Origin of the sequence: Treponema pectinovorum (genome assembly GCF_900497595.1) — a bacterium.
Classification (GTDB): domain Bacteria; phylum Spirochaetota; class Spirochaetia; order Treponematales; family Treponemataceae; genus Treponema_D; species Treponema_D pectinovorum.
Genome location: NZ_UFQO01000003.1, coordinates 164,469 through 190,190, shown reverse-complemented (window position 1 = coordinate 190,190; position 25,722 = coordinate 164,469). Strand labels below are relative to the sequence as shown.

At 36.6% G+C, this 25,722-nt stretch carries 19 protein-coding genes; 13 read left to right on the top strand and 6 right to left on the bottom strand.

The window, feature by feature from the left end:
- Positions 1-29: 29 nt before the first annotated feature.
- The gene (locus tag FXX65_RS05495) at positions 30-485 is read right to left on the bottom strand and encodes an NfeD family protein (RefSeq protein WP_147615428.1); all 456 of its coding nucleotides are present in this window, start codon (positions 483-485) and stop codon (positions 30-32) included.
- 271 nt (positions 486-756) lie between these two features.
- Here FXX65_RS05495 and FXX65_RS05490 point away from each other — a divergent pair, with 271 nt between their 5' ends.
- Positions 757-2,943 (top strand): HAMP domain-containing methyl-accepting chemotaxis protein, encoded by a 2,187-nt coding sequence (locus tag FXX65_RS05490; RefSeq protein WP_147615427.1) that lies wholly within the window; start codon positions 757-759, stop codon positions 2,941-2,943.
- A gap of 309 nt (positions 2,944-3,252) precedes the next feature.
- On the opposite strand, the gene murB is transcribed toward FXX65_RS05490, so the two are convergent.
- On the bottom strand, positions 3,253-4,236 hold the full coding sequence (murB, locus tag FXX65_RS05485; RefSeq protein ID WP_187116228.1) for a UDP-N-acetylmuramate dehydrogenase: 984 nt from the start codon (positions 4,234-4,236) through the stop codon (positions 3,253-3,255).
- Positions 4,237-4,399: 163 nt separating this feature from the next.
- Here murB and cysS point away from each other — a divergent pair, with 163 nt between their 5' ends.
- The 5 genes from cysS (at position 4,400) to pyrH (ending at position 9,682) form a co-directional block, all read left to right on the top strand.
- A complete protein-coding gene (gene cysS / locus FXX65_RS05480) occupies positions 4,400-5,944 on the top strand; it encodes a cysteine--tRNA ligase (RefSeq protein WP_147615425.1) in 1,545 nt (514 codons plus the stop codon).
- A 29-nt stretch (positions 5,945-5,973) separates the two neighbouring features.
- A complete protein-coding gene (locus tag FXX65_RS05475) occupies positions 5,974-6,531 on the top strand; it encodes an RNA polymerase sigma factor (RefSeq protein ID WP_147613105.1) in 558 nt (185 codons plus the stop codon).
- Positions 6,515-7,225, top strand: coding sequence for an anti-sigma factor family protein (locus tag FXX65_RS05470; RefSeq protein WP_147615424.1), 711 nt, complete (start codon positions 6,515-6,517; stop codon positions 7,223-7,225). The genes FXX65_RS05475 and FXX65_RS05470 overlap by 17 nt, the downstream gene beginning before the upstream one ends.
- On the top strand, positions 7,212-8,900 hold the full coding sequence (locus FXX65_RS05465) for a transglutaminase domain-containing protein (protein WP_187116227.1): 1,689 nt from the start codon (positions 7,212-7,214) through the stop codon (positions 8,898-8,900). The genes FXX65_RS05470 and FXX65_RS05465 overlap by 14 nt, the downstream gene beginning before the upstream one ends.
- An 83-nt stretch (positions 8,901-8,983) precedes the next feature.
- Positions 8,984-9,682 (top strand): UMP kinase, encoded by a 699-nt coding sequence (pyrH, locus tag FXX65_RS05460; protein WP_147615422.1) that lies wholly within the window; start codon positions 8,984-8,986, stop codon positions 9,680-9,682.
- Positions 9,683-9,695: 13 nt separating this feature from the next.
- Here the strand turns inward: pyrH and FXX65_RS05455 are convergent, their stop codons facing one another.
- A complete protein-coding gene (locus FXX65_RS05455) occupies positions 9,696-10,334 on the bottom strand; it encodes a glucosaminidase domain-containing protein (protein WP_147613109.1) in 639 nt (212 codons plus the stop codon).
- An 87-nt stretch (positions 10,335-10,421) separates the two neighbouring features.
- Here FXX65_RS05455 and FXX65_RS05450 point away from each other — a divergent pair, with 87 nt between their 5' ends.
- From FXX65_RS05450 to efp, 6 genes are all read left to right on the top strand, one after another.
- The gene (locus tag FXX65_RS05450; protein WP_147615421.1) at positions 10,422-11,084 is read left to right on the top strand and encodes a JAB domain-containing protein; all 663 of its coding nucleotides are present in this window, start codon (positions 10,422-10,424) and stop codon (positions 11,082-11,084) included.
- Positions 11,085-11,112: 28 nt separating this feature from the next.
- The gene (locus tag FXX65_RS05445) at positions 11,113-12,780 is read left to right on the top strand and encodes a PEGA domain-containing protein (RefSeq protein WP_147615420.1); all 1,668 of its coding nucleotides are present in this window, start codon (positions 11,113-11,115) and stop codon (positions 12,778-12,780) included.
- A 9-nt stretch (positions 12,781-12,789) separates the two neighbouring features.
- Positions 12,790-14,079, top strand: a complete 1,290-nt coding sequence (locus FXX65_RS05440) for a S1C family serine protease (RefSeq protein WP_147615419.1) — start codon at positions 12,790-12,792, stop codon at positions 14,077-14,079.
- 14 nt (positions 14,080-14,093) lie between these two features.
- Positions 14,094-16,427, top strand: coding sequence for a lipase family protein (locus tag FXX65_RS05435; RefSeq protein WP_147615418.1), 2,334 nt, complete (start codon positions 14,094-14,096; stop codon positions 16,425-16,427).
- A complete protein-coding gene (earP, locus tag FXX65_RS05430; protein WP_147615417.1) occupies positions 16,427-17,581 on the top strand; it encodes an elongation factor P maturation arginine rhamnosyltransferase EarP in 1,155 nt (384 codons plus the stop codon). The genes FXX65_RS05435 and earP overlap by 1 nt, the downstream gene beginning before the upstream one ends.
- Before the next feature lie 247 nt (positions 17,582-17,828).
- Positions 17,829-18,398 (top strand): elongation factor P, encoded by a 570-nt coding sequence (efp, locus tag FXX65_RS05425; protein WP_147613115.1) that lies wholly within the window; start codon positions 17,829-17,831, stop codon positions 18,396-18,398.
- A 720-nt stretch (positions 18,399-19,118) separates the two neighbouring features.
- On the opposite strand, the gene FXX65_RS05420 is transcribed toward efp, so the two are convergent.
- The 3 genes from FXX65_RS05420 to FXX65_RS05410 all read right to left on the bottom strand — a co-directional run bounded on the left by FXX65_RS05420 (position 19,119) and on the right by FXX65_RS05410 (position 23,781).
- Positions 19,119-20,225, bottom strand: coding sequence for an endo alpha-1,4 polygalactosaminidase (locus FXX65_RS05420; RefSeq protein WP_187116226.1), 1,107 nt, complete (start codon positions 20,223-20,225; stop codon positions 19,119-19,121).
- A gap of 70 nt (positions 20,226-20,295) precedes the next feature.
- Positions 20,296-22,266 carry an ABC-F family ATP-binding cassette domain-containing protein gene (locus FXX65_RS05415; RefSeq protein WP_147615415.1) on the bottom strand — a complete coding sequence of 657 codons (1,971 nt, stop codon included), beginning with the start codon at positions 22,264-22,266 and terminating at the stop codon, positions 20,296-20,298.
- 15 nt (positions 22,267-22,281) lie between these two features.
- Complete coding sequence (locus FXX65_RS05410; RefSeq protein ID WP_147615414.1) at positions 22,282-23,781, bottom strand: SH3 domain-containing protein; 1,500 nt, start codon at positions 23,779-23,781, stop codon at positions 22,282-22,284.
- A gap of 114 nt (positions 23,782-23,895) precedes the next feature.
- Here FXX65_RS05410 and pepF point away from each other — a divergent pair, with 114 nt between their 5' ends.
- Positions 23,896-25,698 (top strand): oligoendopeptidase F, encoded by a 1,803-nt coding sequence (gene pepF, locus FXX65_RS05405; protein WP_147615413.1) that lies wholly within the window; start codon positions 23,896-23,898, stop codon positions 25,696-25,698.
- The last annotated feature ends 24 nt before the right edge of the window (positions 25,699-25,722 follow it).

Here is a 25,722-nt window from a genome sequence, read left to right as displayed (position 1 = left end):
CAAAACTTATAAAAACCTAACAATAAAACTCAACTATTATAATTTGATTCAACAACGAGCGTATTGCCTTGCACGGATGAAATTTTAGCAACTTCTCCTTTAGCAAGTGCTTTTCCGTCTTTTGAAATTGCACTCCATATAACACCATTTTTTGTCTTTACCTCGCCTTTTTGAAAAGGGCTTATTGCTTTTACGATAACAACTTCTTCGCCTGCAAGATTGTCCACATTTGTTTTGTTTGAGCCAACCTTTAATTTTTTTACTGCAAACGGACGAGTAAAAATAAGCATAAAAACTGTAATCAATATAAAGATGAAAAGCTGCCACTTAAATTGCATGGAAGTTTTTGCTATAAAAACGAGAGGCAAACATGCCATAGAAGCCCATATTGTTGTTAAACTGAATGTAAATGCTTCTACAATAAGGCACAGAACAAGTAAGCAAACCCAAAACCACGGCAAATTGTTCATAAAAAAATCAATCATGTGTACATAATAATACCAAAGTTAAATTTTACAAACAAATAAATAAAGCATGAAAAAGCGAGAAAACAAACTAAAGATTGAAACAAAAAAAACTTAGCCCAGATGGTAGTGGCGCGCAGCGTTGACGGCTTGCCGGCAATGGAGCGCAAGCGGAACCACGCACAGCTGGTCGAGTCGAGGATTGCGCTTTAATTTAAGAAAACTTTAATATTTAGTGACTAATCCTTACAAAATGGAGTTTTCGTGATACCATTTGTTTAGGAGTGTAGTTATGAAAGGTATCAAAAGTCTCCCCAATGAAAAAAAACTTAAAGCAAAAAAAGAGAAAATTTTTTCGTTAAGAAAAAAACTTCTAATCATATTTACAGTCATAATCTTTAGTTTGGTGAATTTGGTATCTTTTATTATTGGATATCAAACAAAAAAAGCAAATGTAAATAATTTTAGAGAATCAAGTTTGCGGGATATGAAATTGTTCGATAGAAATATTGAACTATTTTTTGATACTGCTTCAAATGTATTGAACATGCTTTCTGAACACGAATATTGCAAAGAAGCATACGGAAATTTAAATTCATATATAAACACAACTCAAAAAACAAAAGTTTCAAGCACGCTAAAAACTCAACAAGAAATAAGGCTCAGAAATCTTTTTAAAGAAGTTACAGCTTCGTTTCCAGATTATGTAGAAGTTTACATGGGAACTACACAAGGCGACTTTACAACAAACTTTGACGGTGAACTGCCTGCTGGTTTTGATCCTAGAAAAAGAGATTGGTACATAATGGCAAATAACAACAGAGGAAAGGAAATTATGACAAATGCTTACCTTTCTACTGTTGGAGAAAATACGATTGCGCTTTCGAGAAATGTAGTTTCGCCACAAGGGAAATATATTGGAAACATAAGCATAGACATTTCTCTAAAAAGACTTACAGACATTATCTCCAAATTTAGAGTTGGACGCACTGGTCATTTAATGCTCATTCAAAGCGATGGAACAATTCTTGCAGATCCTACAAACGAAAATTTCATCTTTAAGAAGATGAACGAAGTTGGGATTGCGGATTTTGTTGAACTTGCGAAAATCGATTCTGGCTTTAAAGTTATAAGCATTGAAAAGCAAAAATGGTTTGCGCAAGTTTATACGATACAGCAAATGGGCTGGAAATTGATTGCTCTCTTTGAACGAAGCGAAGTTTACGAAGATTATTACAAGTTCTTGCGTTCTATAATGATAATCGGACTGGTCTTGCTTGCGATATTCCTGGTTGTGGCTTTTGTGTTTGCCGTTCGCTTAACTTCTCCAGTAAAAAAATTGATTGGAGTTTTGCAGCAGGTTTCGACAAATGCTGATTATACCGGTCGGCTCAGCCTAAAAGGCAACGACGAGTTTTTCTTGCTTTCTAAATATTTTAACGAAACGATTTCTAAAATCGCTATGGCATTAAAAACAATTTCGTTCCAAACTGGCGAAATGAATCAGGTTGGACAAGACCTCGCTTCCAACATGGCAGAAACAGCCTCTTCTATAAACCAAATAAGCTCAAACATAGAAGACATAAAAAAACAGGCGATTGACCAGTCGGCGAGCGTAACAGAAACAACTTCTACGATGGAAGAAATAATCCACACGATAAACAGCCTAAACGACAGGATAAAAATCCAGACGGAAAGCATAGAATCTTCTGCAGTTGCAGTTTCTGAAATGTACAAAGAGGTAGATTCTACAAAGGAAATATTCGCAGAAACGCGAACGCTCATGGATACGATTCATCAGGCAACCGTAAGCGGAAAAGAAGGAGCGATTACTGCTAGCGGAATAGTTTCTAAGATTGCAGAAAAATCAAGTTCTCTTATAGAAGCTGCAAAGGTGATTCAAAATATAGCAAGTCAGACAAACTTGCTTGCGATGAATGCTGCGATAGAAGCGGCACACGCTGGGGAATCTGGAAAAGGCTTTGCTGTTGTTGCAGGGGAAATCAGGAAACTTTCGGAAGAAAGTTCTGTTCAGGGAAAGCAGATTACAGACGTAATAAACGAAACATTAAAGATAATCGATGAAATTTCTGTAGCAAGCGAGAACATAAAGACTTCTTTTGATAAGGTTTCACAGTTTGTAGATGAGGCAAAGGAAAAAGAAGAAGAACTTAATGCAGTTTTGGTAAGGCAAGTTGAGTCGAGCAAAAATCTATTCTCTGAGATAAAGGCTATTGGAGGCATAAGTACGGAAGTAAGGAATGGTTCTGAAGAGATGCTTTCTGGAGGCAAAGAGATTGCAGTGGAGATGCACAGGCTTGATGCGCTTACGAGGACAGTTGCAGACTGCATAGAAGAGATTTCGTCTGGAACGGTGCAGATAAGCAAGGCGATACTGGAAGTAAACCAGATAAGCTTAAAGAACAAGACAAGTATTTCGACCCTTGCAGCAGAAGTTGCAAAGTTCAAAGTGGAATAGAAGAACATATTTATATTTGAGTTAGAATGGACAGGAGCGAAAACTTCTGTCCTTTTTTTTTACAGGATGTTAAAGAAGAAATAAAATCGATGATTGATAATAAAACTTAACATTTGACATAGTTTTTTTAAGATAAAAGGCGAGAAGAGAAAATGCCTTGTAAACGACAAAACCTAGCCCAGATGGAAGTGGCGCGAAGCGTTGGCGGCTTTGCCGACAATGCAGCGTAAGCGGAACCACGCACAGCTGGCCCAGTGTAGCATTGTGCTCCTCTTTTTTATGCAAAAATGGCAGCAAAAACGGATATTTTTAGACAAAGATTATTTCGCAGTAGAGTTTTATGCCTTTTTCTTTAAAAACCTTAGCTTGTGCAAGTTCCACCAGCGATTTTATATCCGCACTTGTCGCTTTATTTTCTGGATTGATTATAAAATTTGCATGCAACGGTGAAATTTGCGCTCCACCGAGCCGAACGCCTTTTAGCCCGCACTCTTCGAGCAATTTTCCGGCGATGATTCCCTTTTCGGCTTCGTTTTTAAAAACTGAACCTGCACTTGCTGCAAAAAAATGCCCTTTGTTTGTGCGCTCCTGTAGAACTTTGTCTGCACGCTCGCTATCAAAACCTTTTTTCACGCTAAAAACCGCTTTTAAAATTATCTTTTTTGTAAAAGTTTTTTTGTCTTTTTCCTGCAAAAAATTATTTTGGAAAGGCGATTTTTTGTATCCCCAGTCTTGTGAAAACTTTGAATCGCTTTTTAAAGGCATTTTATATTCTTTTAAAATTAAATCCGCACAGTCAAAATATGTAACGCTTTGCAAACGCTCGCAGGTTGAAAGCGAAAAGCAACTTGCGTTCATGTAAATTGCACCGCCAACCGTGCCGCTCAAACCACAAAAATTTTCAAAGCCAGACAAATCGTTTTTTTTGCAAAACGATAAAACTGCACCCCAACTTGAACCTGCGCTCACTTCGATTGTATTTTGTGCGGAATTTTGTGTGCAAAGTTTTACTGCGTTTTGTTTTTCTAAAAAGCGCGTGGTTATTACAAGATTTAAGCCTTCGTCGGGGAATATCACATTGCTTGCACCGCCTGCAAGAAAAAATTCCAGGTTGTTTTGAATTGCAAGCTTTACCGCATAGATGAGGCTTTCAAAATCAAAAGGTTCTATGAATAGAAGAGCATTACCTCCAACGTGCATTGTGCTGTGCTTTGAAAGAGGTTCATTTTTTTTTACCTCGCCTCTAAAAAAACTGCCGTCATTGAACAGATGGGCAAATTCGCTTAAAATCATTGGAATATTATAGCAAAACTGCGTTAGGGATTGTAGTGGCGAAGTTCGACGTAAAAACGAAGTTTTTATGGCGAATGCAGCGAAAGCGGAACCACGAAAAGCCCGGGTCTGCTTTAGCAGACAACGCCCATAATTTTGTATATTCATAGGAGACGCGACGAGTATGAGCCTTAGACTTTTTAATACTATGGGACATAAAATACAGGAGTTTAAAAGTGTAAAGCCTGGTTTTGTAGGTTTTTACGGTTGCGGTCCTACTGTATACAATTATGCGCACATAGGAAATCTTAGGGCTTACGTTTTTTTAGACATTCTTGATAAAACTCTTTCGTATTTGGGTTACGACATAAAGCATGTTATGAATATTACCGACGTTGGTCACTTAACTGGCGATAGCGATGACGGCGAAGATAAGATGGTAAAAACTGCGGAAGAAAGGCATCAGTCTGTCCTGGAAGTTGCAAAGTTTTATACAGACGCTTTTATGAGCGATATAAAAGCCCTTAACATACGAACGCCAGACGTTATATGTAAAGCGACAGAGCATATTCCAGAGATGATTGACCTGATAAAAAAACTCGAAGCAAATGGGCACACTTACACTGCTGGCGGAAATTTGTATTATGACATTTCAACCTATAAAGATTATGGCAAACTTGCAAATTTAAACCTTGATGAACTTAAAGCGGGCGCTGGTAAAAGAAAACTTAGTATAATTGATGAAAACAAAAGGAATCCTGCCGACTTTGTTTTGTGGTTTACAAAATCAAAATTTGAAGACCAGGCGATGATTTGGGACAGCCCTTGGGGCAAAGGTTATCCTGGCTGGCATATTGAATGTTCTGCGATGAGTTTAAAATATCTTGGCAAGCACATAGATATTCACACTGGCGGAATTGACCACGTTCCTGTTCACCACACAAATGAAATTGCACAGTCGGAAGGTGCGTTTACAGAAGATGATTTAAAGGAAGGTCCTTGGGTAAAATACTGGCTGCACAACGAATTTTTAGTTATTGAAGGCGGAAACAAGATGTCTAAATCTTCTGGCAATTTTTTACGATTGCAAACTCTTTTGGACAAAGGTTTTTCCGCTTTGGATTACAGATTTTTCCTTTTGGGCGGACACTATCGCAAGCAGATATATTTTTCTTGGGATGCGATGGAAAGTGCAAAACAGGGAAGACAGGCTTTAAACGAAAGGATTTGCAAACTTGTTTTAAGGGCAAGGGATGAGGGGCTTTTGCTCGATAAAGAAAATTTTATTCAAAAACTTGAACCACTTTCAGCTGAAATAAAAGATGGCAAAAAAATCGTAAACGAAAACCTAACAAAATTTAAAGAAGGCCTGGAAAACGACCTTTTAACTCCTGTGGCGATGGCTTGCCTTCAAAAAGAGTCGAACGCGAAAAAAGGCAAAGCGACAGAAAGCCTCTCTGCGATATACACAATGGACAAAGTGCTTTCTCTCGATGTTATAAAAAATGCGATTGAACTTGCAGAAAAACAGCTGAAGGATTCAAAACAGGAAGAAGACCTGCACAAAGACGACCCAGAAGCACAGGAAATAACAAAACTTGTAGAAGAACGCTCCGCTGCAAAAAAAGCAAAAGATTTTGCACGAGCGGATGAAATTCGTGCTGAGCTTGCAAAACGAAATATAACTATAATAGACACTCCAAATGGGGCAGTTTGGAAGAGAAACTAGCAATTTTTTTGTAACTAATTGGAGAAAAAATGTTTCTTAAAGATGTGGACGGCAATGAAAAACCGCTGGATGCTGCGGATCCCGCAGATTTTCGGCGCATTTACAACGAAACGATGGTTCTCCTTTTTAAAGTTTCCTGGAGAATTGTAAACGATGAAGATGCTGCCGAAGATTTAGTTCATGATTCATTTATAAAAGCCAACGAAAAAGGCATGGTTTTTCCTTCGATGAACGATGCAAAATTCTGGCTTATAAGAGTTGTAAAAAACGCTTCGCTGAATTATACGCTCAGAAAAAAACGCGAGCGCAACGCTTACCAAAAAGCACTTTACGAAGACAAAAGGCAGCAGACTTCTGGCGAAACGGATTTATTAAAAAAAGAAACTCAAAAAATCGCCATTGCCGCTTTGGAAAAACTCCCTGCTTCGCTAAAAGAAGTCATAATTCTTCGAGAATATGGGGAATTGAATTACAAAGAAATAGGAAAAGTCCTTGGAATTACAGAAGGAAATGTAAAGATAAGGATGTTCCGCGCTAGAGAACAACTTGAAAAAATCATTGGAGGCGATGATGTCTATTTGTCCTGAAAAAGATCTTCATTCAATCTATCTCGATGGCGAAATGCCAGAAAATTTTATGCAACAGTATGAAGCTCATCTTGCTTCGTGCCAAAAATGCAAAAAAGAACTTGAAAAGTTAAGAGAGATTTCAAACGCTTTTAGAGAAGATTCTATTTCTGTCAATTTGGACAGCGTATATCTTGAACAAAGTTTTGAGCGCTTGCAGACGAAGCTCCGTTTTTCTAAAAATACTGCACAGGCAAACGAAAAAAATATCTATCGCCCATATAAAAAATGGATAGTATCTTTTGCGTCTGCTGCTGCAATTTTTGCCGTAATTTTTGCACCCATTGAATTAAAGATTAAAAATAGCGGTGTTCAGGAATTAAAAACAATCGCTCGCACAAATATAAGACCAATGGCAGAAAATAAGCTCGTTATAGATGGAAACATTGATACTTCAAAAATTTCTTCGGTTTTAAGCACAAAGTCTCAAAAAACAACACAAGCGCTTGCAAAAGAAGATAACGAAGCCGAATACAATCCATCTTTTATAAATAAAAACCAAAAAGTTGTTTCTGCAACAAACCTCGCGTCTAATTTTTCCGATATAGATGTGTTCCGTCCAGACTTTAACAATCCGCCTGTCTCTGTTAGAATTGAAGTACCTTATATGTACACACTTCCTTTACAGCAGGCAAGCAAAATTGAAAGCCGATAAATTATTTTTTCTTCTTTTTAGAAAAGAACCACTTTTTAGAGCGGGTTCTGTAATCTTTTTGATACTCTTGATTTTGGGACTGTTTTCCGCAGTAACTTGGCAAGCAAGAAAATTACCAGAAATTCAATCTGTAAATCCTACTGTGGGTTCGCCTGGAGATTTAATGGTTATCTCTGGCAAAAATTTTGGAGAAATAAGGACATCGTCTGCGTATGTAGAAGTTGGCGGTTCAAGGATAACTTCATCTGGCTATCTTTTATGGACAGACGCAGAGATTAAATTCATTCTTCCTTCAAATGTGCAAGATGGACTTGTAATAGTTTCAACAAAATCTGGAAAATCAAAACCAATTTTCTTTGCAAACAAGGCAGGAATTCCAATCGAAGTTCCTCCAGACACAAAAACTTCAATGCCAGTTATAACTTCGTTCTCTCCTGAAACGGTTTCTGTCGGGCAGGTTTTGGTTTTAAATGGAAAGAATTTTGGCACAATACGAAACAACGCAAAAGTTTTTTTTAATTCTTCTTTGGAAGATTTGTCCTTGCGCACGAACGAGAAATTTTCTTTTATAACTGCACTGGAAGAAAATTACGATTACGAATACTGGAGCGACAGCGAAATTCACGTGCGAGTTCCCGATGGGGCTGCAAGCGGGCAGATTTATGTGGAAACAGAAAAAGGCAACAGCAATCTTGTAATGCTTGGCGTAAAGTCTGCGATTGGAACGAAAAAATTTTTCGACAAAAAAACATATATCGTTCAAGTTAATACGGAAATCGATGATATAAATTCAAAAGGAAATTCATCCTTAGCTGTTAGAATTCCATATCCTACAGTTAGTGCAAGCCAGCCACTTACAAACCTGACAGAGTGTTCACCTAAGCCAGTTTTTGAAAATTATCAAAATACTATAATTCACCATTTGGAACTTTCAAAAAATAGCGCAAAAAAATTCAGATTCAATCAAACTTTTGTGATAGAAGATTTTGCGGTTCAAACAGAAATAAATCAAAAAAATGTAAACCGATTTGCCGATAAATCAAGAATTTTGTACACAAATTTTACATCCCAAGACAAAATAATTAGGAGCGAGGATGCAGATTATAAAGCGTTTGCGAGCGAAATCGTAAAAAAAGAGAATAATCCATATCTGCAGGCAAAAATCTTGTACGAATATATCGTTAAAAATTTTATAGTTCAAAGCGAAATCCGAAAAATCGGCTCTGAGCCAAAGGATTTGCTAAAAAGAAAACGCGGCGACGCTTACGATTTTGCAATCGTTTATACGACTTTGCTGCGAAGTCTAAAAATTCCTGCTGTAACCATGAGCGGAATTCTTGTGGATTCTGAGTTAAATACTTTTAATCACTGGTGGTGCGAATTCTACATAGAGAACTTCGGCTGGATTCCTGTTGACCCATCTTTAGGCGCCGGACTTGCATACAAATCATTTAAACAAGTAGAAGACCCCGCAACTTTTTACTTTGGAAACTTGGATAGCCAACACATCGCTTTTTCAAAGGGCTTTAATGAAGTAAAACCAACGCTTTCAAACAGCAACTCTGTTTACAAAGAACGCAGTTATGCTTTGCAGTCAATTTGGGAAGAATCGACTCCATCAAATATAAATTACAGTTCTCTGTGGAACAAACCTATAGTCACAGGAATTTATTGATAATCACTTCTATGTTTTAGGAGTGCATAAATTTTATTGCTATGCGCAAGTTTGAATAAAAACTTGACGATTGGGAGGAAAAAATGTCAACAAAAGTTTTATCCGTAGGAGGCTCGATAGTCGCTCCAGAAGGTCCAGACACAGAATTTGTAAAAAAATTCGTTTCAATGATAAAAGAATATCTCGCTAAGAATGAAGGAGAAAAATTAATTTTAGTTGTAGGCGGTGGTGGTCCTGCAAGGATATATCAAAAAGCTTTTAGAGATGTTGCAAATCTCGATTTAGAAGAAAATGTAGAAGATGCGGATTGGATTGGAATAATGGCTACGCGGCTGAATGCTCAATTTGTAAAAGCCTGTTTTGGAGATTTGTGCAAAGAAAGCGTTGTTACAGATCCCACTGTTGCAGAGGAGTTTAAAGGTTCTATTCTTTTGGCTGCTGGTTGGAAGCCAGGCTTTTCGACAGATAACGATGCGGTTTTACTCGCACAAAAATTTAATGCCGATACTGTCGTAAATTTGAGCAACATAGAAAAAGTTTATACCGACGATCCTCGAAAAAATCCAAATGCAAAACCAATCGATAAAATAAGTTGGGCAGACTTTAGAAAACTTGTTGGCGATGAGTGGACTCCAGGAAAAAATTGCCCTTTCGATCCTATCGCTTCTAAAAAAGCACAAAGTTTGGGTCTAAAAGTAATCTGCGCTGGTGGGAAAAATTTAGAAAATATAAAATCAATTCTGGAAGACAAAGATTACATTGGAACTACCATTCAGGGATAACCCAGAGGCACAATTAAAATTCTTCAAGTTTTTGTAACAGCAAATCCAGCTTGTTGCCGTAATTTGAATCGGTTGCCCACGATAAAGAAAGGTCAAAAATTGTGCTAGCAAACTTTGCTTTATGAACCCAACTGTATCTAGGGTCAACCAGATTCCCTTTTAAATTTTCATTTTCGGTTGTCGCGTATGCTTGCAAATGCTGAATATGGGCGCGAACGCCGAGTTCTTCCGTTTCAAATCGCTCGCCAGGATTATTCTCATCTATAGCACCTAGCCCGCAATAATTGTGCCAGTTCTCTTGAACCAAATTTCCAAAACGCAAGAATCCAGTTTCCAAACACATCTGAACAAAAGCAACATCGCTGTTTATTCCTTCAAAATCAGATTCAATTTTGTAAGTTCGCGCAAGGCTTTGGATTTTCTGCAAAGAAATTTCAGGGTTCATCGAAAAAAAGAATTCTACAAGTTGAGTTTCAGTTTTTATTCCCTGTGCCAAAATCAACCTTGAACATTTTTCGCTTTCGATATTTTTGTTGCTCACGCAGGAGAATAAAGAAAAAATCACGATTGTTATTTCTATAAATAAAATTGATGATGAGACAATTTTGTTTTTGATTCCAAATCTTATTTTTCGTAATTTATTTTTTGTCATAGAAGAATATCGGCTATTTTACGATTTTTTTTTGAAAAAACTGTAAAAAGTCAAAAATCAATGCAAATTAAATAAGCAGAGGTTTTTATGAGCAAAAATAAGGAGCAGATTGACATAAGAAGGCTTACAAAAAAGAATGGACTTTCCTACCCCAACGACAAAGAACTTATAATGTTGATTTTGGGTAGTGGAACAAAAAAGATGCCGGTCGAATATATGTCGGAAGAAATGTTAAAAGTTATCTGCGCCTATAATCCAGAACAATGGGTTGAACAATTCCAAATAATAGAAGGAGTTGGCTTGAGCAAAGCCTTGTCCGTTGCGGCTGCATTAGAACTTGGCAGAAGACATAACAGAAATCCACAAGCGGTTGTAGATAAGCCGATGGATGTTGTTCCGTTTATAAAACACTACGCAATGCGACCGAGCGAACATTTTGTGTGCGTAACGGTAAACGGTGCAAAAGAAATTTTAAATATTCGAGTTTTGTGCGTAGGCGCTGGCAATATGGCGGTTTTAAAACCCAGCGAGATTTTTTCGGAAGCATTAAAAGAGCACGCATCTGGAATAATTTTAAGCCATAATCATCCTGGTGGCTGCCCAGAGCCTTCGAGGGAAGATGTTTCTACGACAAGGAGTCTTTGCAAAGCCGCTAATATTATAGGACTTGCGGTATTGGATCATATAATCATAACCAAAAACAGTTACTTTAGCTTTTTAGAACACGGTCTGTTGCCCCCAAATGAATAATCGGATAGTATTTGACAATCACTAATTTATGTCATTACAACGATTTACCGCATTTTTCTTAGCACTTTCAATCTCAGTTTTTCAAGCAATGTCCTTGGATTTTGTAGATGGGAATCAGGTCTTTATTGAAGAAAAGAATTCACAAGAATTCCAAAAACAAGAATATCAAAATGAAATTGAAATTTTATCTTCAGAAAATCTTGCTTCAATAAACGAAAATAAAACAAAAATCACGATAAAATGCAATGCTCCGTCTGCAAACGTATATCTTAATGGGCAATATGAAGGAAAAACAACTTTGGTTTTAAACAATCTTTCCGAAGGAATCTACACTTTGCGCATAGAAAAAGAAGGTTGGCAAACAAAGCGCTACAGAATAAATGTAAAAAAAGGACAGGAAGAGACATTTTATATAGAATTGCGTCGATACGAAGGTTTGGTCTCTTTTAAAACAGAACAGGAAGGAACAGAAATATCTGTTGATGGCGAAAAAGTTGAATATCCGACACTTTATTTAAACGAAGGAAAACATTTTGTAGAAGCAAAAAAATTTGGATACAAGGCAAAAATTCAAGAAATCTTTGTTTTTAGGAACACATACCAAGTTATTTCCATCAATTTGGAGAGAGCCGCTTTTTCAATAAAAAATTTTAAGGCAAATAAAAATTCCTTTAATCCTTCGCTTCCGAGAAACATAGGGACGATAAAATTTTCTTTTACGGTTTCTGCACCAGGAAAAGCGTTATTTAAAATCATAGATAAAGAAAAAAACATTGTAATTTCAAAACAATTAGATGATTTTTCAACTTGGCAGCAGGAACTTTCCTGGGACGGTAAGACAAACGAATATTTTGCGGTAAAAGACGGCCTTTATACTGCGATATTGGAATGGGAAAATTCTTTTTATTCTTTAGATTTTTATGCGGACTCTTCAATAAAAATTCCTTACACTTCATTCACAGCTGGCGGATTAGGAATTGGAACTGTTCCACAAGCGTTTAGAATTCCAAAAGACACAAAAGTCTTTGGTGCTGAAGGCGGAATTATTTTAACTTCCCAAGACAACACTTTTTATGCAAGTCCAATAACTTTATCCTTTGCATACTCTGCTTTGGATTTTGTTGAATTTTCTGCGAGGGGCGGAACTCTTGCCGGTTACAAAAAAAACTCACCATTTTTTAATCTGGCTTTAAAATTTGCCTTTGAAAAAAAATACGAAAACTTAAATTTTGACAGTGCATTTTTTTTACGATTTGGAGGAATTCAGAACAGGCCGTTTTTTCCGTATGGGGCAGACAACGGAGGCGGAGCTGGTGGCGGATTCGCTTTTGGAATCGACTTTTCTTCATTCTATGCAGGATTTACTTCTGAGTTTACATACGGAACTTCAACTTATGCGACAGAAAACGACAACTATGATAGCATTTTAAAAAATAGTTTTGCCCTTCAATTTAAGCAGGAAAAATTTGCAATTTCGCTTTATTCATCGATTCACTCATCTTTTGGCACAACAGGACTGGAAAACGACAGCCGAAAATCAAATTCAGTAGAATTGCTTAGCGCGTTTGAAACTGGCATTGATTTTAAGATTCGCCCTTTTTATTCGCTATCTTTTATAATCTTTAAAGCGAATACAATAATTTTCAACGAACAAAAATATTTTAAAGCAGAAACAGGAATTTTAGTTTTCCTGTAAGGATATTTTATGAAGTTATATTCAAAACAGCAGATGCTAAAAAACGTTTTTATTGCTTTTGTCTCTGGCGCTTTGATTGCATTACTAGCGATAAAAACAGATGTCTTTTCTCAAAAAGAAAAATCACAGTCAACAAAAACTGAAAGTTCAAATCTAAAAGTTGAAAACGCTCAAGACTTTATTTCTCAAACAGAAAACAAACCAGATACAGAAAAACAAGTTGTCAGTGCAACGGCACAAGCGTCTTCATCATCTTCTTTATATACGCAAGATGAAGAACAAAATATATTTGTATACGAAAAATGCAACGAAGCCGTAGTGAACATTACAACTCAAGTGATGGGAATAAACTGGTTTTTGGAGCCTGTTGTCCAAGATGGAGGTTCAGGCTCGGGTTCAATTATCGACAGGCGTGGCTATGTTGTAACAAATGTCCACGTAATAGACGGAGCAAATAAGATAAACATCTCTCTTTCCGACGGAACGAGTTATCATGGCAGAGTCATAGGACAGGATGCCGAAAGCGACATCGCCGTTCTTAAATTTGATCCTCCAGAAAATATAAAATTAAAAGTGATAGACTTTGGCGATTCTGAAACTCTAAAAGTTGGGCAAAAAGTTATAGCGATTGGAAACCCCTTTGCACTTGAACGCACAATGACAACCGGAATTGTATCTGGACTTGGAAGACCTATCCAAAAAAGTGCAAATGTAATAATCCGAAATATGATTCAAACCGATGCCGCAATCAATCCTGGAAATTCTGGAGGTCCACTTTTAGACTCAAAAGGAAAGATGATAGGCATAAACACGATGATAATTTCAAACTCTGGCTCATCTGCGGGAATTGGCTTTGCAGTTCCTGTAAGCACGGCAAGGAGAGTTGTGAGCGACCTTTTGCAATACGGCAGAGTTCGCCGCGGAACTATAGAAATTACTCCAATTCAGATGACTCAAAATATCGCTCAATACGCAGGTCTGCAAATCAATTACGGAATTTTAATCAGCAGCGTAAAAAAAGGTAGCAATGCTGAAAAATCTGGGCTTAGAGGCGGAACACAGGCAGTTCAATACGGAAGCCGCTTTAATCCGACAACGATCTACCTTGGTGGCGACATAATAACTGCAATCGACGGAATTCAAATAAGGACTTATGCAGATTATACGAGCGCGCTGGAATCTAAACGACCAAACGAAAATGTAACAGTAACCGTTTTTAGAAATAAAAAGTACGAAAAAATAACAGTTACCTTAGATGAAAACGACACTTCTTTAAAAACAGAGGAGCGTTCCCTTTAAAAAACCATAAAATCATGATTAAGTTAAATAATAAAATCTTAAAAATCATTTTTTCATCTTTTATTTTTTTTATTTTTGTTACACAGGCGCAAACTAAGAAAATCAGTTTTTCTGTAAAAGGCTTGGTTACAGTTGCAAAAGAGAATGTTTTAATAGAGACCGAATGGGATGAAAAATGGTTTGGAAAGGTGGATTCGGCAGTATATAATCATGGGCTGGCTAGGATTGCAGGAATTTTTTCCTGTGCGTCTTATGAAGATTTTAAAGAAAAAAAAGATTCAAAAATTTTGCTAGACTGTTATAGGCGTTTAGGATTTCCCGAAGAAAAAATATTTACACACTACGATTTGAATTATAAAAATTCTATTTGGGCAAACGACCAAAGTGCATTCAGTTTTGCATCAAAAAGAATAGAAAGCTCAAAAGGAAACAAAACTTTAATTTTTATAACGATACGAGGCACTCCACTTTCTGCAAACGAATGGATTTCAAACTTAAATGTTTCAGATAAGACAAAAACCGAAGCAGAATTTCACGAAGGATTTTTAAAATCGACAAAGCAGCTCGAAAATGCTTTTATCACGTATATTCTAAAAAACAAGATAGAATTGGACGATTGTTTTCTTTTTATAACAGGGCACAGCAGAGGGGCTGCAATAGCAAACCTATTTGCAGCGGGACTTTGCGATTCTGAATTTTTTAGCACAAAAAATATCTATGTCTACACTTTTGCGTCTCCAAATGTTACAACAAACGATGACGTAAAAAATTCAAAATACAACTACATCTGGAACATAGTAAACGCAGAAGACATAGTGCCAACCTCTCCTCCAAATTTAAAAAATTGGAATTACAAAAAATACGGGCAGGTAAAAGTTTTGGTAAACGCATGGAACTGCGACAGCTCCTATTATGAAGACAACCTTTTAAAAAAAATGAATTCCTATATGAATAAATTTATGGGAAGAAATTATAGTCCGTTTAGAACAGGCTCCTTTCTTCCTATAGAAGCTGATGAAATTTTTTCAACTTTAAATCAAAATGTGTCTGCATATTACATGGGTTTACGGGCGCTGCATCCAAGAGCAGAAAAAGCTTTTTGGAAAATTTTTCCAGAACAAGAAAAAACTAAAGATTCTGGTAAAAACGATGAAGTCTCCGATAAATCTAAAATTGCAAATAACACCGTTCAACTAAAAGAAAATAAAAAAGCGGCAGGTGAGTTGGGCGACGACGCCAAAAACAAAAATGCTCCGCTCGATGCAGAAAAAACAGATGATAAGCCGTTTTACGAAACAGGCTTTATAATGAAGTTCGCGACGAATTTGATTTTTCGCGAATTTGGCCTTGAACCTCAGTTTTTAATAAACTCATTTGTCGATATGCATTCTATGGAAACCTATCTTTCGTGGATTTTTGCCTTGGACGAAAGCGAAGCGTATTCAACTCAAGGACTTGACCTCATTTTAATAAGAGGCTCTGGCGATTATGCGGTTTTCGATAACGACAAAAATACCTTGGCAACAATTTTGGATGGTAAAGTCGATTTTTCAAAGATAAGTAAACCGGCAGCCGCAAGTTCTTTTTTGCAAGATAGGGTTGCAATCGCTCTCCCGAAAAATCAGAATTTTACGATAGCATTCAGCAAAGAAAGCCTGCTTCCAACTCCGCTAAAAGTGAAAATTCAACACTACAACGCAGAAGGCTCTTTTATAGGCGAAAGCGAAGAAAAAACTTTATATCCAAATATAAATAAAATTTACACCTTTAATTCAAATCCCATCACAACAAATATGAGCGAAAATGAATTGAGGATCTCTTTTAAAAAAGAGAAAGGCAAAAATTGCAAAATCATAAAGCAAGATGGAGATCTAAAAAACGATTCAAAAATTCGTGTGATGGGAGAATTCAGCGCAGTGACTTCAGGAACAGTAAACGCTGGAATAAACTTTGGCTCGTCGCAATTATACGCAAGTCTTTTGTTTGGATTTAACACCGTAAAAATAGGCCGCTCCCTAGAACTGAGCCCAGGGATAGGAAAACAATTTACACTTATCGACAGAATTTTGATGGATGTGGAAGGTTTTTCAAACATTTTTTACGCAATTTCTAGCGAGATTGGTGATGATGAAAAAAGATTAAACATTGTTCCTTCAACAAGAATATCTTTATCTTTTAAGCCTGTTCACAGGATTTCCTTTTTCTGCGCTCTAAATTTGAATTTTCATATCACAGATTTTAACGATTTAGCATTTGACGATTCATATCGAATAAAGATGACTCAAGAAGTTCGCACAGCTCCAAAAGTCAAACTCGTGCCTAATTTTTCGTTTGGGATAAAATTTTAATGAAAAACAAGAGAATTTTAATTCTATGCAAGGTTGTAGATAATTACGGCGATGTTGGGGTTGTATTCCGCCTCGCAAAAGCGTTGAGCGAACAGGATAAAACGCTTGAACTTACGATTGTATGTTCCGATTTAGAAAGTTTTTCGCTCTTAACAAAAAATCATTTTTCAATCGATACACAAAAAAAATCACAAAGATGCATTTTTAATGATTCAGTCTGGACTATATTAGACTGGACTCAAGAAGAAAATTTTAGATATGAGCCCTCGCCTTTCCCGACAATTTTAGAATGCTTCCAATGTGGAAGGCCCGAGTGGCTGGAATCAATCTTATTTTCAAAAACAGCAAACAAAACTTTTCACATATTCAACATAGAATACCTTACAGCAGAAGCTTACGCAGAAGAATTCCATCTTTTAAAAAGTTACACGAGGAGTTCAAATGTAAAAAAAATGTTTTTTATGCCAGGTTTTACAAATAAGACCGGAGGACTCATAATCGACAAAACTTTTATGAATTCGCTAAAAAAAAGCGAGTTGCAAAAAAAAGATGATAAAATTTTTACAGTTGCGATTTTTTCATACGAGCGCTCATTTGATGAAGTTTTTGTTGCCCTTCAAAACTTTGCACAAAAAGTCAGAGAAAAGGAAAAAGATTTTTGTGTAAAAGTTTTTGCTGCCGCAGGAAAAAGCCAACCCTTTGTAAAAAAATCTTGGGAAAAATTTGGCAAAGATATAATCCTCCAAGAACTCGATTTTTTACCACAGGAAGAATGGGACGAACTTCTATGCACTTGCGACTTCAACTTTGTACGTGGAGAAGAAAGCCTTGCAAGAGCGAGTCTTTGTGCAAAACCTTTTGTATGGCATGCATATATTCAAGAAGAAAATTATCAACTCGTAAAAGTCAACTCTCTACTCGAAAAAATTCTTCCATTTATAAAAGATGAAGCAGCAGGAATCGCTCTAAAACAAGTTTGGCAAGATTACAACACTCCAAATAAAAGCCTTTCCGCGAACGCTCTCCAACTTCTTTTTGAAGCGGCATACAACAAAAATCTCACCAAAGATTTTAAAGAATTTTCGGCAAGCCTTTTTACAAATGGAAATTTGGCAGAAAATCTGCTTTCTTACATGTCAAAAATCGGCCTTTAAAAATTATTTTGAAATTCAATTACAGCAAAAATTAAAACTGTTTTCTTCTCGTTGCCCATTAAGAATGCTCATTGCCAACTATTTTTAATTCTCCATACAAAAAATCGCAAGTGTTTTCCACACACTCCCCATCCACAAAACACAGCGTTCTGCTGGCAAAAATGCAGCATAAAATCAGGCAGTTGAAAAATCCTTTGATAATCAGTATCATTGACGGATAAATGCTAATAATTTGAGGTAACATATTATGTTAATGACAAACGAAATCCGTGTAGGAACTGCTTTTATGTACGAAGGCGCACCTTTAATCGTTCAGAAGCTTCTTGGACAAAAAGGTGGACGTCAGGGAATGGTAACAAATATCCGTGTTCAGAATGTTGTTACTGGCTCTACAATGCAGTTAGGTCTTGACGCTGGAGAAAAATTCGAAGAAGTTGAACTCGTAAAAAAGACTGTAAAACTTTCATACATCGACGGAAATGACTATCACTTTATGGATCAGGAAACATACGACGACATCACTTTGGACAAGGAATATTTGGGCGACAACGCTGGCTATATTTCCCCAGATGACGACTATGATGTTCAAGTTACATACTACAACGACAAACCAGTTGGAGTTGTTCTTCCTGTTCAAGTAACACGCACAATCACTTATTGCGAACCAGGCGTAAAAGGCGACACTTCAGGCAAATCAACAAAACCTGCAACTCTCGACACTGGAATGGAAGTAAAAGTTCCACTTTTCTGCAACACAGACGACCGCATAATCATTGACACCCGCGACGGCTCTTTTGTAGAACGTGCAAAGAACTAATTTCTGTGTGAATAAAAATAAGGCCTGCCATAACAAGCAGGCTTTTATTATTTTAAAGGGTAGTCGGTACATTGCAAGTGCAACAGTAAAAATAAATAAAAAAACTATATAGAAAGTTTTATTCCTAAAACCATCAAATGGGTCTTCTGTAAGTCGACTTATCAAATGATGCCAGAGAAGAAAAATTTAATCCAAAAGATTCTTATAAAAAAATATCTGCAAAAACAGGAAAAAAAGCGTAAGAAAAAATCGGATTCATGAAGGAACAACTCCGGGAAAATGTTGCATTGTTACTTTTTCTGACAAAAAGAGCCATTTCCTGATGGCAAAAATATTGATAAAGTTTTATCTCAGAAAGTTCATGATGCTATAAAAGAAGCATTTAATGAAAAGGGGATCCATCCAAAAAGAAGAGTTTTTGACAACGGCTCTGAATCTTCAAAATTTATAGAACTGGAGACAACGCTCCAAACTTCTATTTATTTTGCAGACATTCACAGTCCATGGCAGCGAGGCTCAAACGAAAATATAAATGGTTGTTTACAGTTCTTTCTGCCCGGAGTATAGACTTTAGAAATTTGGAAGACGGCTATTTAAAAACAGAAGTTTTTCTTTTAAACAACCGTACTAGAAAATGTTTAGGTTTGAAGTCATCTCATGCAGTCTTTTATTGCACTTGGCTTTGAAATGTGACTCTGCCACATATAGAAGATTCTATCTTCATTTTTTATTTTCAAAATATTCAAAGGCATCGATTATATCAAGATAAACGCCATCAAAATCTGCCGTTACAATTTTATCAAGATAATTAAAAACTATTTTCTGCCAATCAGAATTCCAATATTTTACTTTGTAATTTCCTTCAAGCTGAGGCTTTTCTCCTGCCCAATCCGTATTCAAGTCGCTAAGCCAAAAGGGAGCCTTTTTTGTAAGAGTTCCATTCGGTTTAACCCAGGAAGTATTCCAATAATCGCGGTACGCTTCGGCTTCTCCTATGCTCAAATACGCAATAACAAGCCTCTTTCCACCAGAATATTTTTTCTTCAATAAATTTATTTGAGAAAACGAATATATAATGCCTTTCTCTGCGTCTATAAAAGGGTCGATTATCAAAATATCATAATCAGTTTTTTGTAAGGCTGTGATGACATTTTTTCCTGTAGAATCATCGCCCAGATAATTTTCCGCATTCAACAAAAAAAGAAAATTTTTTGCATCGCCGAGTTTTTTAATATCATTTTTATTGCTTTTATTCGGATAGTATCGACGAAGAGAAATGAATTTTGAATCGGTTTCGGGAATCAAAGTTAGATTTTTATCAGGAGCCGAAAAACTTATAAAGCCTTCCGCATCATTTTTTGTGTACGAATCCGCAATTCCTTTCGGCGTTCCTGCATAATCGGCAGCAAGAACAGCGACTCCAGCTTTTAGATAAGGTTTTATAATTTTAAGGAAATAAGAGGTATATTCAGAGATCGTGTCATCGTTATTTTTTGTATCGAGTGCAGACGCTGAATAAAACATATCTTCCCTGCCAATTCCGTCGATTGCAGCAAAATAACTTCTATCGAAGGCGGCAAGTTCTTTCTCTGTAGGATTGTCCCATTCTGCAAACGAGTCTTTTTCCCACGCAATTTCTGTTCCATTCTGGGGGATTATATTAAATGAAGGATTTTTACCTTTTGCAAAAGCAGAAATTTTTTTTACAAAATTCCTCATTTCGTTGCGATAATTTATTTTAGAATCACCTTTTGCATAAGAACTCATCGCACAAGAACTAAAAATATAAATGCAAAAAAGTAAAAGAGTAATTTTTTTTAATTTCACAATAATCATTTCCGTATAAAACAGTGTATTTGCGTTCGTTCTGTTGTGCATTTTACAAATTGAAATAAAATTACTTGCCAAAATTTTCAAGTTTTTCGGCTTCGTCCATCCACTGCAAATTCAATTCTTCCAACTGAGTGGCAAGGTCTTCTATTTTTTTCTGAACGGATTTTGCTTTCTCGCCGTTTGAATAAACTTCTGGACGCGCCATTTCGTTTTCAAATTTCGATTTTTCTTCTTCTGTAGCGAGTATCTGCTCTTCAAGATTTTTTACTTTTTTTTCGAGTTTTCGCTTTTCTGCGCTGAGTTTTTTTTGTTCTTCCCAATTCAATTTTGAAGCAGACTTTGTTTCTTTATCCAAATCGTTTTTTTGAGTTTGAATATCTTTTTGTTGTTTTTGATTTTCGCTCTCTATAAATTCGCCGTTCGCTTCGCGTTCAAGCCTTTCCATATAGTAGCGATAGTCGCCAGAAAAAAGCCTGTATTTTGCGGGCTTCAATTCCAGAACTCGCGTAGAAAGTTCTTCGATAAAACCTCGGTCGTGGCTTACAAAAATTACAGTTCCGCCAAAATCTTTTAGAGCATCCAGCAAAACATCCTTTGAATGCATATCCAGATGGTTTGTCGGTTCGTCTAAAATCAAAAAATTTACAGGTTTAAGCAAAAGTTTTAAAAGCGCAACTCTCGATTTTTCGCCACCAGAAAGCACATCCAGACTTTTGTAAACATCGTCGCCTCTAAACAAAAACGCCCCAAGCATATCGCGAATTTTTGGGATGAGTTCTAACGGAGCTTCGCTTTCTATCGTTTCTAAAACGGAAGCACTGCCTTTTAATGTCTCTGCATTATCCTGGCTAAAATAGCCAATGCTCACGCCAGAACCAAGTTTTATTTCGCCTTCAAAATCGCGATCAACACCTGCTAAGATTCTTAAAAGGGTCGATTTTCCTGCTCCGTTGTGGCCTGCAACAACGAGCCTTTCGGAATTTTCTAAAACCAAATCCAAGTTGTCCAAAACTTTTTTTGTGCCGTCATACGATTTTGTAATTCCTGTTAAAGTTACAACGAGCCTTCCTGAATGTGGTGCCGGAGGAAATTTAAAATGAATCTTTTTTAAACTTTCTGGAATTTCGATTTTATTTTCTAAAATTCGCTCAAGCATCTTTTGTCTTTCTTGTGCTTGAGCCGCTTTTGTTGCTTTTGCTCCAAATCTATCTATAAATTCTTGAAGATGAGCTATTTCTTCTTGTTGTTTATCATATTCTTTCATCAAAGTTTCAAGTTCAACTTTTCTCACTTTTTCGTAGTGACTAAAATTTCCTGGATACCTTTTTAAATCTCCATTAAAAAGTTCATAAACTTCATTTATTGTGTGATCAAGAAAATATCTGTCATGGCTTACAAGCAAAAATCCGCCTTTATAATTATTCAAAAATTTTTCAAGCCATTCGCGCGCTTCTATATCCAGATAGTTTGTCGGTTCGTCGAGCAAAAGTATGTCGGGATTTACCATGAGCGCTTTTGCCAAAGCAATTCTCATCTGCCAGCCGCCAGAAAACTCATCGCACTTTCTGCCTAAGTCTTTTTGTTCAAAACCAAGCCCTGTTAAAACCTGTTCTGCAATTACAGAGCGCCTGTTCCAAAGCGAATTTTCAAGCTCAGAAAAAATTTCATCGTGGCGTTGGAGCAAAACTTTTTCGTTTCCCTCTCCATTTTTTAATTTTTCGCCAATTTCATCTAATTCTTTTCGCAACTGATAACCAAAATCAAAGGATTTGTCCGCTTCTTCGCGCAAAGTGCAACCGTGATGAGTAAGTCCACTCTGCGGAAGATAAGCGATTCTGGTGCCTTTTTGGGCAACCCTTTTTCCTTCATCGGCTTGGATAAGACCTGCCATCAATTTTATTAAAGTTGATTTTCCTGCCCCATTTGCTCCCGTAAGTGCAACTTTTGAACCTGTAGATAAATTTACAGAAACATTTTTTAGAATATCGCGCTCGCCAAATGATAAAGAAACTTGCGAAAATTGAACAAATGCCATTTTAACCGCCTTGGATCACCTTACAGTAAAATACATGACAAGAGGGCTTGAACTTCTTGCAGTTACTAAATTTCCTTTGAAAGTAGCCCGTTTTGCGTCTTCTAAACGTACGCCTGAACTGTCTTTTTTATAGAAGAAATTAACTTTTTCTGAACTGCCTTCAAACTTAAAAGTTAGAATACCGTCAAATTCTTTTTGAAGTGACGGAGAAAGATAGTATTCGCAAGTGACTTTTATATTTTCTCGTGCAGAAGCGGATATTACAGATGGAACCAAAAGTCTAAAATTTCGCCAGACAGCGTTGCCACCATCTTTAAAAATCAAAGTTCCGTAATTTGAACTTCGATAAATTGGTCCGTCTTGAACAAAAGATTGAATTAGGGAATTTCTGCGCTCCGTTTCTTTTTTTATAACTTCTTTAAAATCCATATTCAAAGCGACAAAATTTTCGCTTTTCATTTTGCCATCGCTGTCCATATATTGAACTGCCATAAAATTCTTGCCTTTTAAAGTTATATAAACTTGATTTTCACCTAGAGCATACGCTCCGTCGGAACCAGCATTTATTTTTTTATAAGTCCATTCTTTATTTAAATCGGAAGTTAAAATTCTTGCAGTTTTTTCTGCGTTTTCGTCAAACATGAAATTGTTAAGATTTGGTTCAGCGTCTTTAATTTGATTTTCAGAATCGATTTCGTTCTCGTTTTGGATTTCTACAGCGAATTCAGGATTTTCCTGTTCGCCTGCGTATTCTGAATCAGGAATCTGCATGTCAAAATTTTCTTCAACCGAAGTTTCATCTTCATCTTCGTTTTCATCTTCGTTTTGAAGTCCAAAGAAAAAGCCATAATTTGCACTGATTTTTTCCAAGTCAAAGCGCCCAGTTTTTATCATCTGCTGGAAATATTCTGGATACCATCGTTTTAAAAGTGCATCTTTTATCGCTTCGTCAAGCTCTTGAATTTCGCCCTCGCTTGAATTTTCAAGTTTTTGTCCTGTTCTCTCGAACAAATTTAAATTGTAAGAAAAACACCAACCAAAAGTTCCACTGCTCGTAAGAACCCTAAGCCATTCTCCGTTTAAATTTCCTTTGCCGTTTGTAACAGACTGACCGTTGCCTTTGTAAAGGATGCGGATAATTTCATCTTTTCGCAATCTGTAAACTTGCTTTGCTGTATTTACAGGTTCAAGGCGAATCGGAAGACCATCTAATTTTACGCTTGCATAAGTGTGCTCGTATTCTTTGTAAGAATTGGCCAAGTCCAAAGTTTTTCTTTTTCCTTGAGGTTCAGAAATTTGCCAAAGTGGAATTTCAATCTTTTGTTTGCTTTCTGGCAAAGAAATTATATAAGATTGCGAGATGTTCGATTTTACATAGACTTTTACAATCTGCCCTTCGCTAACGCCTGCTTCACTGTTGTTCCACAATACAAGCGAATAACCAAGCGAGCCACAAGAACAAAGCAGTATACATAAAAAAAATGAAAGGATTATCGGAAATGTTTTTTTATTCATATCAAAAAAGTATATCAAATTTTGTATTTATATGTCATCGAGCGCCATTTTATAAATCTTGCAACAAAAGTATTTGTGGAATTCAAAAAAGCCTTGCGTTATAATCTATACGATATGGCAAAAAAAACAATTCCGAACAGAAGCGAAGTTCCTGCAAACGATAAATGGAATCTTTCGACACTCTATAAAACCGACGACGATTGGGAACAAGATCTAAAAACGATTGATTCCCTCACCAATAAATTTACATCTTTTAAATCGCACCTAAAGGATTCTCCAGAATCTCTTTTGCAAGCACTAAAAGCCTACGAAGAATTGCACAAAACTCTCGAAAAAGTCTATTGCTATGCAAGTCTCCAGCATACCGCAGACGAAAGCGACCACATCGCACAAGACAGAGAAGGCAGAGCGATGATGGCTTACGCAAAGGTAAGCGCGGAAACTTCATTTTTTTCGCCAGAATTGATGTCAATTCCAGATAATAAAATAAACGAATGGTGTAAGAGAAGCGATTTTAAAGATTACAAGGTATTTATTGAAAAAGCGTTGCACGAAAAACCTTACACTTTGAGCGAAAAAGAAGAGAGAATTTTATCGCTTTCTTCAGAAGCATTGCAAACGCCTTCAAACGCATTCAGCCTTTTAGAAAACGTAGATTTAAAATTTGGAAACGTAAACGACGGCAAAAAAGAAGTTGAATTAACTCAATCTACTTTTTCAGTATTGATAAGAAACGAAGAAAGGGCTGTCAGAAAAGACGCATATAAAAAATTCTATAAAACCTTTATTGAACATCAAAATGTGCTCGCATCTTTATATGCAGGAAGCATAAATTCCGATGTTTTTTACTCTCGTGCAAGGGGATTTTCTTCAAGCTTAGAAGCAAGCCTTTATTCAAACAAGGTCGACAAGAGCGTATATCTCAATCTAATAGAAACTGTACACAAAAACTTGCCTGTTTTACACCGCTATTATTCGCTCAGGAAAAAAGTTTTAGGCTTAAAAGAATTGCGCCACTACGACGTTTATGTACCTCTCGTAAAGGATATGATAACAAAAACCTCTTACGAACAGGCAGTGGAACTTTGCAGAAACGCTATGTCGCCATTAGGAAATGAATACACAGACACGCTTTGCAACGGCCTTTTAAACGGTTGGGTAGACCGTTACGAAAACAAAGGCAAACGCTCTGGAGCATTCAGTTCAGGAGCATACACAGGTTATCCGTACATTCTTTTAAATTATAAGGACGATGCGATTAGAGATGTTTTTACGATGGCACACGAAGGCGGACACTCGATGCATTCTCATTATTCAAAAACGAATAATCCGTTCTTATGCTACGACTACACGATTTTTGAAGCAGAAGTTGCCTCAACCTTTAATGAAGAACTCTTATTCCAGTATCTTTTAAAAAATGCACAGTCTAAAGAAATGAAAATCTATCTTTTGGCAATGCGCTCGGACGATATAATTGCAACTTTACATAGACAAACAATGTTTGCAGAATTTGAGTTAAAAGCACACAAATCGGTCGAAGATGGAATTCCGTTGAATGCAAACCTGCTCAGAAAAATGTATCAAAAACTTTTAGAGCAATATTTTGGCAGCGAGATGGTTTTTGAAGAAGAAAGCGACATGGAAGGTCTTAGGATTCCTCATTTTTATAATGCTTTTTACGTTTACAAATATGCTACAGGGATATCCGCGGCATTGGCACTTGTAAAGCGTGTTACACAAGGTGGAGAAAAAGAACGCGAAGATTATTTTAAATTTTTAAAATCTGGCGGAAGTCGCTATCCGCTTGAAAGTTTAAAAATTGCAGGAGTGGATATGTCGTCTACAGAACCAGTTCAAGATGCTCTAGATACTTTTGCAAAGATTGTTGAAGAATTAGAAAGCAACTTAAAGATTTAAGACTTTTATGCCGAAAATATAAGG